At 51.0% G+C, this 14,519-nt stretch carries 11 protein-coding genes; 7 read left to right on the top strand and 4 right to left on the bottom strand.

The annotated features are described in order from the left end of the window. The first annotated feature begins 164 nt into the window (after window positions 1-164). The 5 genes from ppk1 (at window position 165) to mgtE (ending at window position 6,280) form a co-directional block, all read left to right on the top strand. Entirely contained in the window at window positions 165-2,225 is a 2,061-nt protein-coding gene (ppk1, locus tag ACRQ84_RS09860; RefSeq protein WP_064739535.1) for a polyphosphate kinase 1, read from the top strand. A 5-nt stretch (window positions 2,226-2,230) separates the two neighbouring features. Further along, complete coding sequence (gene ppx, locus ACRQ84_RS09865; RefSeq protein WP_483815958.1) at window positions 2,231-3,757, top strand: exopolyphosphatase; 1,527 nt, start codon at window positions 2,231-2,233, stop codon at window positions 3,755-3,757. 26 nt (window positions 3,758-3,783) lie between these two features. After that, window positions 3,784-4,383, top strand: a complete 600-nt coding sequence (tehB, locus tag ACRQ84_RS09870) for a tellurite resistance methyltransferase TehB (RefSeq protein WP_483815959.1) — start codon at window positions 3,784-3,786, stop codon at window positions 4,381-4,383. Between the two features lie 154 nt (window positions 4,384-4,537). Then, entirely contained in the window at window positions 4,538-4,723 is a 186-nt protein-coding gene (locus ACRQ84_RS09875; protein ID WP_064739538.1) for a YfgG family protein, read from the top strand. A 123-nt stretch (window positions 4,724-4,846) separates the two neighbouring features. Next, window positions 4,847-6,280: a magnesium transporter gene (mgtE, locus tag ACRQ84_RS09880; RefSeq protein WP_064739539.1), complete on the top strand. Its 1,434-nt coding sequence runs from the start codon at window positions 4,847-4,849 to the stop codon at window positions 6,278-6,280. Here the strand turns inward: mgtE and ACRQ84_RS09885 are convergent. Next, the gene (locus ACRQ84_RS09885; RefSeq protein WP_064739540.1) at window positions 6,277-6,777 is read right to left on the bottom strand and encodes a helix-turn-helix transcriptional regulator; all 501 of its coding nucleotides are present in this window, start codon (window positions 6,775-6,777) and stop codon (window positions 6,277-6,279) included. The two genes, mgtE and ACRQ84_RS09885, sit on opposite strands and share 4 nt — an antisense overlap. 487 nt (window positions 6,778-7,264) lie before the next feature. On the opposite strand from ACRQ84_RS09885, the gene ACRQ84_RS09890 reads away from it, so the two are divergent. Continuing rightward, on the top strand, window positions 7,265-7,444 hold the full coding sequence (locus tag ACRQ84_RS09890) for a hypothetical protein (RefSeq protein ID WP_008108319.1): 180 nt from the start codon (window positions 7,265-7,267) through the stop codon (window positions 7,442-7,444). A gap of 27 nt (window positions 7,445-7,471) precedes the next feature. Here ACRQ84_RS09890 and ACRQ84_RS09895 read toward each other — a convergent pair whose 3' ends face one another. Beyond that, window positions 7,472-8,248 (bottom strand): DUF3750 domain-containing protein, encoded by a 777-nt coding sequence (locus tag ACRQ84_RS09895; protein ID WP_483815960.1) that lies wholly within the window; start codon window positions 8,246-8,248, stop codon window positions 7,472-7,474. Window positions 8,249-8,635: 387 nt separating this feature from the next. On the opposite strand from ACRQ84_RS09895, the gene ACRQ84_RS09900 reads away from it, so the two are divergent. Then, window positions 8,636-11,236, top strand: a complete 2,601-nt coding sequence (locus ACRQ84_RS09900; protein WP_483815961.1) for a bifunctional diguanylate cyclase/phosphodiesterase — start codon at window positions 8,636-8,638, stop codon at window positions 11,234-11,236. 99 nt (window positions 11,237-11,335) lie between these two features. Here ACRQ84_RS09900 and guaA read toward each other — a convergent pair whose 3' ends face one another. Continuing rightward, the gene (gene guaA, locus ACRQ84_RS09905; RefSeq protein WP_064739543.1) at window positions 11,336-12,916 is read right to left on the bottom strand and encodes a glutamine-hydrolyzing GMP synthase; all 1,581 of its coding nucleotides are present in this window, start codon (window positions 12,914-12,916) and stop codon (window positions 11,336-11,338) included. A 72-nt stretch (window positions 12,917-12,988) separates the two neighbouring features. Further along, window positions 12,989-14,455 (bottom strand): IMP dehydrogenase, encoded by a 1,467-nt coding sequence (guaB, locus tag ACRQ84_RS09910; RefSeq protein ID WP_008108316.1) that lies wholly within the window; start codon window positions 14,453-14,455, stop codon window positions 12,989-12,991. Window positions 14,456-14,519: the final 64 nt, after the last annotated feature.

Raw genomic sequence — 14,519 nt, forward strand, 5'->3', positions numbered from 1 at the left:
GGAAACAAGTCGCTATGTTGCCCGTAGCTGATTGATAAGACAACCTTTGACGTTGGACAAGCCTGCCATACTCTCGCCATAATGGTGGTGGACACTGAGCGGTAACGCATTTTTGCGCCTTTTCCGCCGGACATTCCGTCCAGCAACAGCATCACGGAGTCAGAATGGGTCAGGATAAGCTGTATATAGAAAAAGAATTAAGCTGGTTAAGCTTCAATGAACGTGTGTTACAGGAAGCCTCGGATAAAAGTAATCCGCTGATTGAGCGTATGCGCTTCCTGGGAATTTATTCCAATAACCTCGAAGAGTTCTATAAAGTCCGCTTTGCCGATCTTAAACGGCGAATTCTGATCATCGAAGAGCAAGGCAAACCGACTTCTCTGCGTCATCTGTTAAAGAAAATTCAGCTGCGCGTACAGAAATCGGATCAAGAGTTTGATGCACTCTACAACGATCTGCTGCTGGAAATGGCGCGTAATCAGATCTTCCTGATTAACGAACGCCAGTTGTCACCGAATCAGCAAGAGTGGCTGCGTTATTACTTCAAACATCAATTACGCCAGCACGTTACGCCAATTCTGATCAACCATGACACTGACCTGATTGAATTCCTTAAAGACGATTACACCTATCTGGCGGTGGAGATCATTCGCGGCGACGATATTCGTTATGCGCTGCTGGAGATCCCGTCGGATAAGGTACCGCGCTTTATTAACTTGCCCGCTGAATCACCGCGCCGCCGCAAACCAATGATTCTGTTGGACAACATTCTGCGCTATTGCCTTGATGAAATTTTCAAAGGCTTCTTCGATTACGATACGCTGAATGCCTATTCAATGAAGATGACGCGCGACGCCGAATACGATTTGGTGACGGAGATGGAATCGAGCCTGCTGGAGCTGATGTCGTCGAGCCTGAAGCAGCGTCTCAATGCTGAGCCCGTTCGTTTCGTTTATCAGCGCGATATGCCTGATGCGATGGTGGAAATGCTGCGCCATAAGCTGTCGATCTCGAACTACGATTCGATTGTGCCAGGTGGCCGCTATCATAACTTCAAAGATTTCATCGGTTTCCCGAACGTGGGTAAAAGCAATCTGGAAAACCGTCCGCTGCCGCAGATTCGCCACATCGGTTTTGACGGCTTCCGCAACGGTTTTGACGCCATCCGTAATCGCGATGTGTTGCTCTATTACCCGTATCACACCTTTGAGCATGTGCTGGAGCTGCTGCGTCAGGCCTCGTTCGACCCGAACGTGCTGGCGATTAAGATCAACATTTACCGCGTGGCGAAAAACTCGCGCATTATGGATGCGATGATTCACGCCGCCTATAACGGTAAGAAAGTCACGGTGGTGGTTGAACTGCAGGCGCGCTTCGATGAAGAGGCCAACATCCGCTGGGCGAAACGCCTGACCGAAGCGGGCGTACATGTAATCTTCTCCGCGCCGGGTCTGAAAATTCACGCCAAGCTGTTCCTGATTTCGCGCCGTGAAGGCGAAGAAGTCGTGCGTTATGCGCATATCGGCACCGGGAACTTCAACGAAAAAACCGCGCGCATTTATACTGACTATTCATTGCTGACCGCTGATGCGCGTATCACCAATGAAGTGCGGCGCGTGTTCAACTTTATTGAGAATCCCTATCGCCCAGTGACCTTCGAACATCTGCTGGTTTCACCGCAGAACTCGCGCGACGTGTTGTATCGGTTTATTGATGCGGAGATTGCCAACGCGCAGCAAGGCAATCCTGCAGGAATTACTCTGAAGATCAATAATCTGGTGGATAACGGATTAGTTGATCGTTTGTATGCCGCCTCATCGGCAGGTGTAAAAGTGAATCTGCTGGTGCGCGGCATGTGTTCGCTCATTCCTGATTTGCCGGGCATCAGTGAAAATATTCGCATTACCAGCATCGTTGACCGCTATCTCGAGCACGACCGCGTCTATATTTTTGAGAACGGCGGCGAGAAAAAGGTGTTCCTCTCCTCCGCGGACTGGATGACGCGAAACATTGATCACCGCATTGAAGTTGCCGTAGCGATTCTTGATCCCCGCGTGAAGCAACGCATACTGGACATCATCGCCATTCTGTTTAGTGATACGGTGAAAGCCCGCATCGTCGACAAAGAGCTGAGTAATCGTTATGTGCCGCGCGGCAACCGTAAAAAGGTGCGTTCGCAGCTGGCCATTTACGACTACATCAAGAAACTGGAACAACCCGAATAACGCCTATGCCAATCTCACATAAAAGTACGCCGAAACCTCAAGAGTTCGCGGCAATCGACCTCGGCTCGAACAGCTTCCATATGGTCATTGCCCGCGTGGTGGATGGCGCTTTGCAAGTGCTGGGACGCCTGAAACAGCGTGTGCATCTGGCCGATGGGCTGGATGCACAGAATCGTCTGAGCGAAGACGCGTTTGAGCGCGGGCTGAGCTGTCTGGCGTTGTTCGCCGAACGTTTGCAGGGCTTTAGTCCCGCCAACGTCACCATCGTCGGCACGCACACCCTGCGCATCGCCAGTAACGCGGAAGAGTTCCTGCAGCGCGCGGCTGAGGTGATTCCCTATCCGATCGAAGTGATTTCCGGCAACGAAGAAGCGCGTCTGATTTTCATGGGCGTGGAGCATACTCAGCCGGAAAAAGGTCGCAAGCTGGTGATTGATATTGGCGGCGGCTCAACCGAGCTGGTGATTGGTGAAGATTTTGAGCCGCAGCTAGTGGAAAGCCGCCGTATGGGCTGCGTCAGCTTCGCCAATCTCTTCTTCCCGAAAGGCGAAATCACGCCAGAAAACTTCCGCCGTGCGCGCCTCTCCGCAGCGCAGAAACTCGAAACCATGGCGTGGCAATATCGTCTGCACGGTTGGCAATATGCGCTGGGCGCATCGGGCTCTATCAAAGCGGCCTGTGAAGTGCTGCTGGCGATGGGTGAAAAAGAGAAGCTGATTACGCCAGAAACGCTGGAACTGCTTACCACCGAAGTACTGAAGCACAAATCCTTCAACGCGCTGAGCCTGCCGGGCTTGTCGGAAGAGCGTAAAGCGGTGTTTGTACCCGGCTTAGCGATTTTGTGTGGCGTGTTTGATGCGTTAGCGATTCGCGAGCTGCGCCTCTCTGACGGCGCACTGCGTGAGGGCGTGCTGTATGAGATGGAAGGCCGCTTCCGCCATCAGGACATCCGCAGCCGCACCGCGCAAAGCCTGGCAAATCACTACGCGATTGACAGCGATCAGGCACGTCGCGTGCTGGAAACCACGGAGAAGCTCTATCTGCAGTGGCAGGAGCAAAATCCGAAACAAGCCAATCCGCAGCTGTCGGCGCTGCTGAAGTGGGCGGCGCTGCTGCACGAAGTGGGATTGACCATCAATCACAGCGGCATGCAGCGCCATTCGGCCTACATCCTGCAAAACTCCAACATGCCGGGCTTTAATCAGGATCAACAGATGCTGTTGGCCACGCTGGTACGTTATCACCGCAAAGCGGTGAAACAGGATGAGATGCCCCGTTTCACCTTGTTTAAAAAGAAACAGTTTCTGCCGATGGTGTTCCTGCTGCGTCTTGGCACGCTGCTGAATAATCAGCGCCAGGCGACCACAAAACCGGATTCGCTCAAGCTCAGCACCGACGACGGCCATTGGACGCTGACCTTTCCGGCCGGCTTCCTGAGCCAGAATACGCTGGTGCAGTTGGATCTCGAGCGCGAGCAAGCCTACTGGAATGATGTCACCGGCTGGAAACTGATGCTGGAAGAAGAGGAGTAAAGCGGGCAGCGGCCCGCAATCTGGTTATGACTACACGCCCCGATAATTATTACGCTGAAAAGTACGGTCTCACGCCGACACATTCTGAAGTGCTAGCCGCCCTTCCTCATCTTGAGGCGGGGAAAGCGCTGGATTTGGGCTGTGGCCAGGGCCGCAACAGCCTGTTTCTCAATCAGCATGGTTTTGACGTTACGGCATGGGACAGCAATCCAGTCAGTCTTGAGCGCCTGAACAGCATCATCGCGGAAGAGGCTCTGCAGAACATTCACACCGAGCTGTGCGATCTCAACAACGTACGGTTTAACGGCGGCTATCAGTTTGTGCTGTCGACGGTGGTGATGATGTTTCTGCAGCCGGCAACCATCCCGCAGCTGATTGCCGATATGCAGGCCAGCACGCGCAAATACGGCTATAACCTTATTGTGGCGGCGATGGACACCGACGATTATCCCAATACGCAAAACTTCCCGTTTGCGTTTAAATCCGGTGAGCTCAGCCACTATTACCGCAACTGGCATATCGTGAAGTACAACGAAGATGTCGGTGAACTGCATCGTCGTGATGAAAACGGTAACCGCATCAAATACCGTTTCGCTACGCTGCTGGCGCAGAAAGCCAGCTATTAAGCGAATGGCCGCTATTGGCGGCCGTTACTTTGTTTGATAGCCATCAATATGTCGCCTCTTTTTTGCTCATTTTTCACACAGCGATTGCTTTAGCGATCTAAGTATGACTAAATATTGCTTCCGCCCAACCGGGTAATTACAGGAACCACGCCGCGTGAACAGCGCCATTTCTGCACGAAGACGTCCCAAAACCAGCACCATGACCCGCGTTGTTTTACTGGTCAGTTTTTTAATTTTGTTTGGCCGCCTGCTTTTCATCATTCCCGGCGCCATTGAGCATCATCAGCAAAAGAGTGCTATCCCTGCACCGGTCACGCTAAGCACCAGTGATTCGCGCTAACGACCTTTCGCGTCTCCTGTCGCTGCTAAAAACATTATCCTTTGAGACAATGCTGCTTTTTACGTCCTGTTACCCGCAACGCGCTACACTGTGAGCTGACTTTACAGACACAAGGAACGCGTTATGTCTGCTTCGCATTCACAAAAATTAGCTGAAACCCGCCATCACATTCTTAATCTGCTGCTAAATGAGCACGATCTGGTTGATGTCCTGCTGGAAAAATCCGTCGACCTCAATGCGGCCGAACTGCGCGACATTACCGACTGGCGTCAAGAATTAGAGAGTGAACTGCTGCAATTACACGCCGCGGATTTAGCCGATATTCTTGAAGCCCTGCCAGAAGAAGAGCGTCAGGCGCTGTGGCGTTTAGTGCCAACGGCACAGCGCGGTCACGTGTTGGTTGAGGCTTCAGAAACCGTTTGGGCCAGCCTGACGGAAGAAATGTCTGATCGCGATATTCTGCATGCCATTGAGCCGCTGGATATCGACGATCAGGTATATCTGGCGCGCTATTTGCCGCGCGATCTCACCGGACGTCTGCTCACCACCCTTGAACCGAGTCTTCGCGCCCGCCTGCTGAGCGTGATCGAGCTGGATCGCGATCGTGTCGGGCAGATCATGGATTTCAACATCCTGACAGTGCGATCTGACGTTACCTTAGCCACGGTGCAACGCTATCTGCGCAAAGGCAAAAAAATGCCGAATGGCACCGATAAGATTTTTATCACTGACGAGCAGAATCAGCTGCTAGGCGAGTTAACGCTCACCGATATTCTCTTGAACAAACCCAAGATGATGGTTGCCGAAGTGATGAATTCGCATCCCACCACCTTTCAGCTCAACGATAAAGCGGAAGACGCTGCCAGCGCATTCGAACGTTATAACCTGATCTCCGCTGCGGTTACCGATGCACAAGGCAAGCTGATTGGCCGTATCACCATTGAAGACGTGGTCGATTTGGTGAACGAAGAGAATGAGAGCAACATCCGTAAAATGGGGGGTATCAGCCAGGGCGAAGACGTGTTTGCGCCAGTGCGCAAAGCGGTTGGCAAACGCTGGGCCTGGCTGGCGGTTAACTTGTGTACCGCTTTTGTCGCTTCGCGCGTGATTGGCTTGTTCGAAGCCACCATATCGCAGCTGGTTGCGCTGGCGGCATTGATGCCAATCGTTGCGGGCATCGGTGGCAATACCGGTAATCAAACCATCACCATGATTGTGCGCGCGCTGGCGCTGCATCAGGTTGAGCCGGGTAACTTTTCGTTCCTGATTATGCGCGAACTCGGCGTGGCATTGATTAACGGCTTGTTCTGGGGCGGTATTATGGGCGGCGTCACCTGGCTGATGTACGACAATTTGCAACTGGGCGGCGTGATGATGTTGGCGATGGTGTTAAATCTGCTGCTGGCCGCGCTGATGGGCGTACTGATCCCTTTAATCATGACCAGGATGAAACGCGATCCTGCCGTTGGCTCTAGCGTACTGATCACCGCGATCACCGATACCGGTGGATTCTTTATCTTCCTCGGTCTGGCGACGATATTTTTACTACACCACTAAGGCTTTAAACAGTGTGCGTAACGTTGCAGCATCTGCTGTAAATTGAGTTGCAACGTTGCGCGCGCCAGTTCACTCAATGCTGGATTGACCCGCGTTGAACCACGCTGATTTAACCACTCCAGCACATCGATCAAATGCCATAACGCTGTTTTTCCATCATGTATCGGACGCGGAAACTGCGGGCTGTGGCTGAGCATCAGCTTGCGCATATTCTGCCGCGAAACCCCTATTAACTCTGCGATATCCGTCAGCCCAACTAAGTCCGGCGCGGCTTCAATCAGTTCAGCATCGGGCAAGGCCTGAAAAACATCGTCTAACGCGCTGCGCACCGCTTCCGGTGCAGTAATGGCTTCGCGACTGAATGTCATGCTTATTTTTCCCGCCACGCCCGCGCCAATAAGCGCATCAGTGCAGCCATTTCCACCAAGTCGCTCAAGTGCTTCATTGGCGCAAATCTCATCATTGAGTTGAAATCGCAGCGTAAACTCAAATTCCATGTTCTGTTCCTCGTCACTTAACCCGCTTAGGGCTTCTACTGCAGTTATCCACCACACGCCGCAAAAGCATGGCATGCATTTCGGGGTTTTTCGGCGTACTCCAGATGCAGGTAATGCAGTAATCTCCACATCGACACTCGGCTGAGTTGTCCGGACAATACATCTTTCCCCACGCATGATGGCCGCCAACAGCAACTCGCCACCCTTTAGCTTCTGCATATCGCAAAGCTTCTTCTACCGCTTTATGCGGATGCCGCTTCCTGTCTGACATCGCTGGCTACCTTATGCTTACCGCAATGAGTTGTCAACTGACAACCCCTGTGTATTTCGCTACTATTTCACCGGCGGTAGGTTTAGAAAATAACCAGAACGGTCTCAACGCGGCACGCTTTAATCGCGTGCTGGAAACCAGCGCACAAATTCCAGCGCACACGCCGTGACGAACATATAAACTCTGTAAATATCACTGACCTGACGGAGAAGAAGCATGTTTAACGTGGATGATTTTGTACAGTCGAAGACCGGTGGCCCAAAGATGCAGGTGCTGCGCGTGGAAGGCGATATGTTGTGGTGCGCTCGCGTTGACGATCACATCAAGCGAGAAATTGAAGTCAGAGCCGATACCGTGAATCTGTATCACGAAGACGGCGATTTTGGCGTCTGCTAAAAAAAAGGCCCCAAATCGGGGCCATTTTTATGGATTGTCTCGCTGTACATTGTTCTGCCCAATGCCGCCGATAAATGGCAGACGCAGCCTGAAGGGGGTGAAATCCAGTCCCATATTCAGACCCAGCACATTCACTTCCACTCCCTCTTCCGCTCCCACCGTTACGCCCAGCACACCCAGCAGAGAAAGCTGTACGCCACGACCTGACGGCGGTAACCCCACCGGATTAAGCAGCGATCGATAGTCTTTGCCGAGCGCATTGGCCGGTAAATCCAATTTTAATGCTGGCACTTCACGACCAATATGCGCCATGAAGGTATTGCTGTTGGGGCCTGGCCAGGCGTGATACGTGGTTGGCCAGGGGTACGATTTGATTGCCGCTTCGATCTGCGGAATCAACGCTTGTGCTTCACTTCCACGATGATCGACCAGCAGGCGCGGCTTAGCACCGTACCAATAACCATCTGGTAGGTTGCTGTTACGACGCACTTTATCGCCGCTGCCCCAGCTGATCACTTCATAGCGGTTGTATCGGGTTTCACCGGCACGTTTGAAGATGATCCACGGATGCACCGCCACTGCGCCCTTCCAGCCATACGTTGGTGCGGCATACACCTGCACAATCGCTTCTGACGCATAACGCTGTGGATCAGGTGCGATGCCGGCAGAATCGCGCCGTGCAGATGCCCAGCCACCGCGTTCTGAGGTTAATTCGCCGCTGCGCGTTGCCTGCGCCAGACTGGCGCCTAACGAGAGCAAGATGATGCAAAGAAGGGAGATCAGTACAACTTTGAAAGGCAACATCGACGGCATCCTGATGAGTAAAAATCACGCACTATCTTGCAACGAAATGGGTGGGTTTGTATTCACCTGGTATGCTGTAATGCAGAAAATATCTAACCTTGCAGCCGACAGCTTCCTGAAAGCGATCATTAAGAAATAAAGATCACCCTATTTCCCTCCCCCTCAATTAGACAGTAGTGCAATAACGTTACGTCGAAGCAATCAGATTTCAGCAGCATAATATTAATATCGTTCTCATTATCATTATCATTATCATTAAAATAAAGCTAAAGAATTAACAATTACTGCCGAAAAATAGAAAGCCAGCAGTCCATTAACTGTAAAAAAAATACATTTAATCCTTAGATGCGCTGCCACAATAACCAAAATAATCGGATAGCTAACATCATGATCAAAACCAACGGGATAAAAATTAACAGTGGTGATGCCGCAAAAAAATTTGTAGTTAATTTTATTATCCTCCTGATAGTAATGTTTAGCTTGGCCATCAGCGCGATAATGTGGCTTGCCAATGAGCAGAACACCCATCAAATCAAACACAGCCAAACTGATGCGCAGCATGCGATAAACTCAGATATTGAAAAACTCACTACTGCGCTCAAAGATTACGCCTTTTGGGATGATGCCTATCGTTATGCTGGGCATAAAGACGTTGATGTGGACTGGGCATTCAACAGAGATAACATTGGCCCATCAATGTATATCAATTACTCACTGGAAGGTGTCTTCATTCTGAGTTCCGATCTGAAAACACGCTACTCTATCGTGAATGGTGTTATCAGTAATATACAGGCCGATAAATTTATTACTGGTGATATTAAAAAGCTGTATAAGCAAGCACGTGATAAAGGTGAAAATGAACAGGCAGTACATGGTTTCTATTTGATTCATGGACAGCCTGCAATTGTTTATGCTGCACTCATTAAACCAAGCAAACTACCTAAAGGTGAAAAAATTGATAACCTTCCTATCCTTCTGTTTGCAGATATTTTAGATCCTGTAAAACTGGCAAAAATAGGAAGCGACTTTGAATTAAGCAACTTACATACAGATATCCTTATCAATAAAAACGCTTCACCACCTTCAATTATATTGCAATCCGATCTGGGCACAAAATTTCGTCTCCTGTGGACAACATCAACACCAGGCAATGATCTTCTTAAAGTCGTTCTTCCCTTGTTCTTAATAACTGCAGCCATATTTAGTCTGTTTGTTTTTCTTTTACTTCGCCGGGCTGTATTAGTGGCTAAGTTAATCGACGAAAGTCAGGCCGCGCTGGCTATTAGCGAAGAGCGTTTTAAATCTGTCGCTGAAGCAGCATCAGATTGGATATGGGAAACCGACAGTGACGGTATCATTTTATACCTGTCCGAACGATTCACAGGTGTGGTTCACTTTCCAACAGAGTATTGGATTGGGAAAAAATTTACCCACTTGATTAGTTATAGCATTGTCGATTTCAAAGAAAAAGTTAATGAAAATTCACATAAAGCCTCAGAAAGAAAAATTCTTTCTGGTGAATATACAGACGGATTAAGCCGCAAGCGCTATTGCAACATCTCCGTACGACCTATTTTTTCGCATAACCGTATTATCGGATATCGTGGAACGGTTTCGGATGAAACCGCAGAAATTGAAGCGAAAGCTCACATAGAGCACATGTCGCAGCATGACTCATTGACCGGACTGGCGAACAGACATTATCTGCATAATTATATGATTGAGAAGCTAGAGGGAAAAGCATCCAACTCGCCACCTATTTATGTTTTAAGTTTGGACTTAGACCATTTCAAACCTGTCAACGATACCTTAGGGCACTCTGCGGGTGATTCCGTGCTTTGCGAAGTTGCATTACGCTTAAAAAATTGTGTTCGTGATAACGATCTCGTTGTTAGACTCGGCGGCGATGAATTTTTAATCGTCACTCAGAATCAACTTAAAGACCAGGATGTTACAACGCTGTGCAGTAGAATTTGCGCCGCTGTCAATCATCCTTTTGTCATTGGCGAGCACGAAATATCGCTGGGCGTAAGCATTGGTATCGTTAGTGCAACCCATAATCAGCAAACCGTTGAAGAGTTGATCCGATTCGCTGATATCGCACTCTATGAAGCAAAATCTGCTGGACGAAATAATTGGCAGTTTTATGTGGAAGAGATGAACGAGCGCGTTCAACAAAAAAGGCAGATGGAAACCGACTTACGTACCGCTATTCGCCAGGAAGAGTTTTTCCTTGAATTTCAACCTCGCTTTAAAATTAATGAAAATACGCTGTGTGGAGCAGAGGCGCTGGTCCGGTGGAATCATCCTGTAAAAGGTCAGTTCAGCCCTGAGCATTTTATACCGATTGCCGAACAAACGGGCCTGATAGTCCAGTTAAGCGACTGGGTTCTTGATAAAGCCTGTAGAACGGCGCTTACATGGCCTGAGACATTATTTGTTTCCGTTAATTTATCACCGGTTGAATTCGAGCGAGGGGATATTATTGCCAGAATTAACACGGTATTACACAACACCGGGCTCGCCCCTCAGCGATTGGAATTGGAAATTACTGAATCAGTTCTGTTGGACGATGCGGCGAAAGTATTGACTATTATGTCGAGTCTTAAAAAAATCGGCGTGCGGTTAAGCATGGATGATTTTGGCACGGGATATTCATCACTTAGCTATTTGCGAAAATTTCCTTTCGATGGCATTAAAATAGACAGAAGCTTTATTGCTGACTTATTAGGATGCGATGCCAGTCAGGCGATCATTGAGTCTATTGTCGGTTTAGGACGTGCGCTTTCGATGACAGTAACCGCAGAAGGTGTAGAAACCGCTTATCAATTTGATGAATTGCTCAGCGTGAAATGCGATCAGGCGCAAGGTTATTTCCTTGGAAAACCGATGACGGAAAGGCTTTTTTGGCAAAATTGCATCTCAGAGAAGCCGCAGTTACTTCCGCCCAAGCCAATAAGCATGCATGGAGGCTTACATCCGCTCTAACGCCTATCTTTTACTGTGAGCTCACCACAAAAAAGCCCGCGAATGTGCGGGCTTAAAGCGACGGTTGCTAAAGGATTTTACTCTAAGCGAACAGCTCGATTATTCCCACTCGATCGTCGCAGGTGGTTTACCCGAAATATCATAAACCACGCGGGAAATGCCGTTCACTTCGTTGATGATGCGGTTTGAGACGCGGCCAAGGAAATCATACGGCAGGTGCGCCCAGTGCGCGGTCATGAAATCGATGGTTTCCACTGCTCGCAGTGAAACCACCCAATCGTATTTACGACCGTCGCCCATCACGCCGACAGAACGGACTGGCAGGAACACGGTGAACGCCTGGCTGACTTTATTGTAGAGGTCAGCTTTATGCAGCTCTTCGATGAAGATGGCATCAGCACGGCGCAGCAGGTCGCAATACTCTTTCTTCACTTCGCCCAACACGCGTACGCCCAAACCTGGACCCGGGAACGGGTGGCGATACAGCATGTCGTACGGCAGGCCGAGTTCCAGACCGATTTTACGCACTTCGTCTTTGAACAGCTCTTTCAGCGGCTCAACCAGGCCCATCTTCATCTCTTTTGGCAAACCGCCCACGTTGTGGTGCGATTTGATCACGTGCGCTTTGCCGGTGGCAGAAGCAGCTGATTCGATCACGTCAGGATAGATGGTACCCTGGGCCAGCCACTTCACGTCTTCCAGACGCAGTGCTTGCTCATCGAACACTTCAACAAATACGCGGCCGATGATTTTACGCTTCGCTTCAGGATCGTTTTCGCCCGCCAGCGCATCAAGGAAACGCGCTTCAGCCGCAACGTGCACGATGTTCAGACCAAAGTGGTCGCCGAACATGTCGAGCACCTGCTCCGCTTCATTCAGACGCAGCAGACCGTTGTCGACGAACACGCAGGTCAAACGCTCACCGATGGCGCGGTGCAGCAGCATCGCAGTCACAGAGGAGTCTACGCCGCCTGAGAGGCCGAGGATCACTTTGTCGTCGCCAACCTGCTGACGAATACGCTCAACCGCATCTTCAATGATTTTGGCTGGCGTCCACAGCGCTTCACAGCCGCAGATGTCACGGATAAAACGCTCCAGCATACGCAGGCCCTGACGGGTATGCGTCACTTCTGGGTGGAACTGCACGCCGTAGAATTTTTTCTCTTCGTTAGCCATGATGGCGAACGGACAGGTTTCGGTGCTGGCAACGGTTTCAAAACCGGCTGGGATGGCGGTGACTTTGTCGCCGTGGCTCATCCATACGTCCAGCAGCGGTTTACCTGCTGCGCTAATCGCATCTTCAATGTCACGCACCAGCGCGCTTTGGGTCAGCACTTCTACCTGCGCATAGCCAAATTCACGCTCGTTAGAGCCTTCAACCTTGCCGCCCAGCTGCATCGCCATGGTCTGCATGCCGTAGCAAACGCCCAACACGGGCACGCCCGCGTTGAACACGTATTCCGGCGCACGCGGGCTGTTCAGCTCGGTGGTGCTTTCCGGACCGCCAGAGAGAATGATGCCGTTCGGATTGAACTGGCGGATTTGCTCTTCGGTGACATCCCACGCCCAGAGTTCGCAGTAGACGCCCAGCTCACGCACGCGGCGCGCAACCAGCTGCGTATACTGAGAACCAAAATCGAGGATCAAAATACGATGTTTATGAATATTTTCAGTCGTCATTGAGGCGTTTCCATTGGGATGGACTTAATAATAAAAGCGCCCGGCGAGTGCCGGGCGCTAAATTTTACGGGATTACGAACCCATGCGGTAGTTTGGTGACTCTTTGGTGATGGTCACGTCATGCACGTGGCTTTCATTGATGCCCGCGCCGCTGATACGCACGAACTCTGCTTTAGTACGCAGATCGTCGATGGTCGGACAACCGGTCAGGCCCATGCAAGAACGCAGGCCGCCCATCTGCTGGTGCACGATCTCTTTCAGGCGGCCTTTATAGGCAACGCGGCCTTCGATACCTTCCGGTACCAGTTTGTCAGCGGCGTTATCGCTCTGGAAGTAACGGTCTGAAGAGCCTTTGGACATCGCGCCCAGAGAACCCATACCGCGGTAAGATTTGAACGAACGGCCTTGATACAGCTCGATTTCGCCCGGCGATTCTTCGGTACCGGCCAGCATTGAGCCCACCATTACGGCTGCTGCACCTGCAGCAATCGCTTTAGCGATGTCGCCTGAGAAGCGGATACCGCCATCAGCGATAACCGGGATACCGGTGCCTTCCAGCGCGGCAACCGCGTCAGAGACCGCAGTGATCTGTGGAACACCGACGCCGGTAACGATACGCGTGGTACAGATCGAGCCAGGACCGATACCCACTTTCACCGCGCTCACGCCGGCCTGCGCCAGCGCCAATGCGCCTGCACCGGTGGCGACGTTGCCGCCGATGATTTCCAGGTTCGGGTATTTTGCACGGGTTTCACGAATACGCTGCAGCACGCCTTCAGAATGACCGTGTGACGAGTCAATCAGCAGCACATCAACACCGGCAGCCACCAGCGCATCTACGCGCTCTTCGTTGCCTGCGCCCGCACCAACCGCAGCGCCTACGCGCAGACGGCCTTCGGCATCTTTACAGGCGTTAGGTTTACGTTCGGCTTTCTGGAAATCTTTAACGGTGATCATGCCCAGCAGGTGGAAGCTGTCATCAACTACCAGCGCTTTTTCAACACGCTTTTCGTGCATTTTGTGCAGCACAACTTCACGAGCTTCACCCTCTTTAACCGTGACCAGGCGCTCTTTCGGTGTCATCACCGCAGAAACAGGCAACGTCAGGTCGGTCACAAAACGCACGTCGCGGCCCGTGATGATGCCCACCAGTTCGTTTTCGGTGTTGACCACTGGGTAACCGGCAAAGCCGTTACGCTCGGTCAGCTCTTTTACGGCGGCCAGCGCGGTGGTTGGCAGCACGGTCTGCGGATCGGTAACGACACCGCTTTCGTGTTTTTTCACCTTACGAACTTCGTCCGCCTGGCGCTCAATTGACATGTTTTTGTGAATAAAGCCCAAACCCCCTTCCTGCGCCAGTGCAATCGCCAGACCGGCTTCGGTCACGGTGTCCATAGCAGCGGAGAGCATCGGGATGTTCAGACGAATGTTTTTCGTCAGTTGAGTGCTGAGATCAGCGGTGTTGGGTAAGACAGTGGAGTGAGCGGGAACGAGCAGAACGTCGTCAAATGTGAGGGCTTCTTTAGCGATTCTTAGCATTGCAATATCTCCACCTGGGGGCGATTAAAACAGATAAAATATTGCCGCGGCATTATACAGGCCG

It is taken from the genome of Pantoea sp. E2023-21, assembly GCF_051302795.1.
GTDB classification, from domain to species: Bacteria; Pseudomonadota; Gammaproteobacteria; order Enterobacterales; family Enterobacteriaceae; genus Pantoea; species Pantoea ludwigii_A.

Coding starts and splice junctions, on each gene's coding strand:
- ppk1 (WP_064739535.1), top strand. CDS start 165: ATGGGTCAGGATAAGCTGTATATAGAAAAAGAATTAAGCTGGTTAAGC.
- ppx (WP_483815958.1), top strand. CDS start 2,231: ATGCCAATCTCACATAAAAGTACGCCGAAACCTCAAGAGTTCGCGGCA.
- tehB (WP_483815959.1), top strand. CDS start 3,784: ATGACTACACGCCCCGATAATTATTACGCTGAAAAGTACGGTCTCACG.
- mgtE (WP_064739539.1), top strand. CDS start 4,847: ATGTCTGCTTCGCATTCACAAAAATTAGCTGAAACCCGCCATCACATT.
- ACRQ84_RS09885 (WP_064739540.1), bottom strand. CDS start 6,777: ATGGAATTTGAGTTTACGCTGCGATTTCAACTCAATGATGAGATTTGC.
- ACRQ84_RS09890 (WP_008108319.1), top strand. CDS start 7,265: ATGTTTAACGTGGATGATTTTGTACAGTCGAAGACCGGTGGCCCAAAG.
- ACRQ84_RS09895 (WP_483815960.1), bottom strand. CDS start 8,248: ATGTTGCCTTTCAAAGTTGTACTGATCTCCCTTCTTTGCATCATCTTG.
- ACRQ84_RS09900 (WP_483815961.1), top strand. CDS start 8,636: ATGATCAAAACCAACGGGATAAAAATTAACAGTGGTGATGCCGCAAAA.
- guaA (WP_064739543.1), bottom strand. CDS start 12,916: ATGACGACTGAAAATATTCATAAACATCGTATTTTGATCCTCGATTTT.
- guaB (WP_008108316.1), bottom strand. CDS start 14,455: ATGCTAAGAATCGCTAAAGAAGCCCTCACATTTGACGACGTTCTGCTC.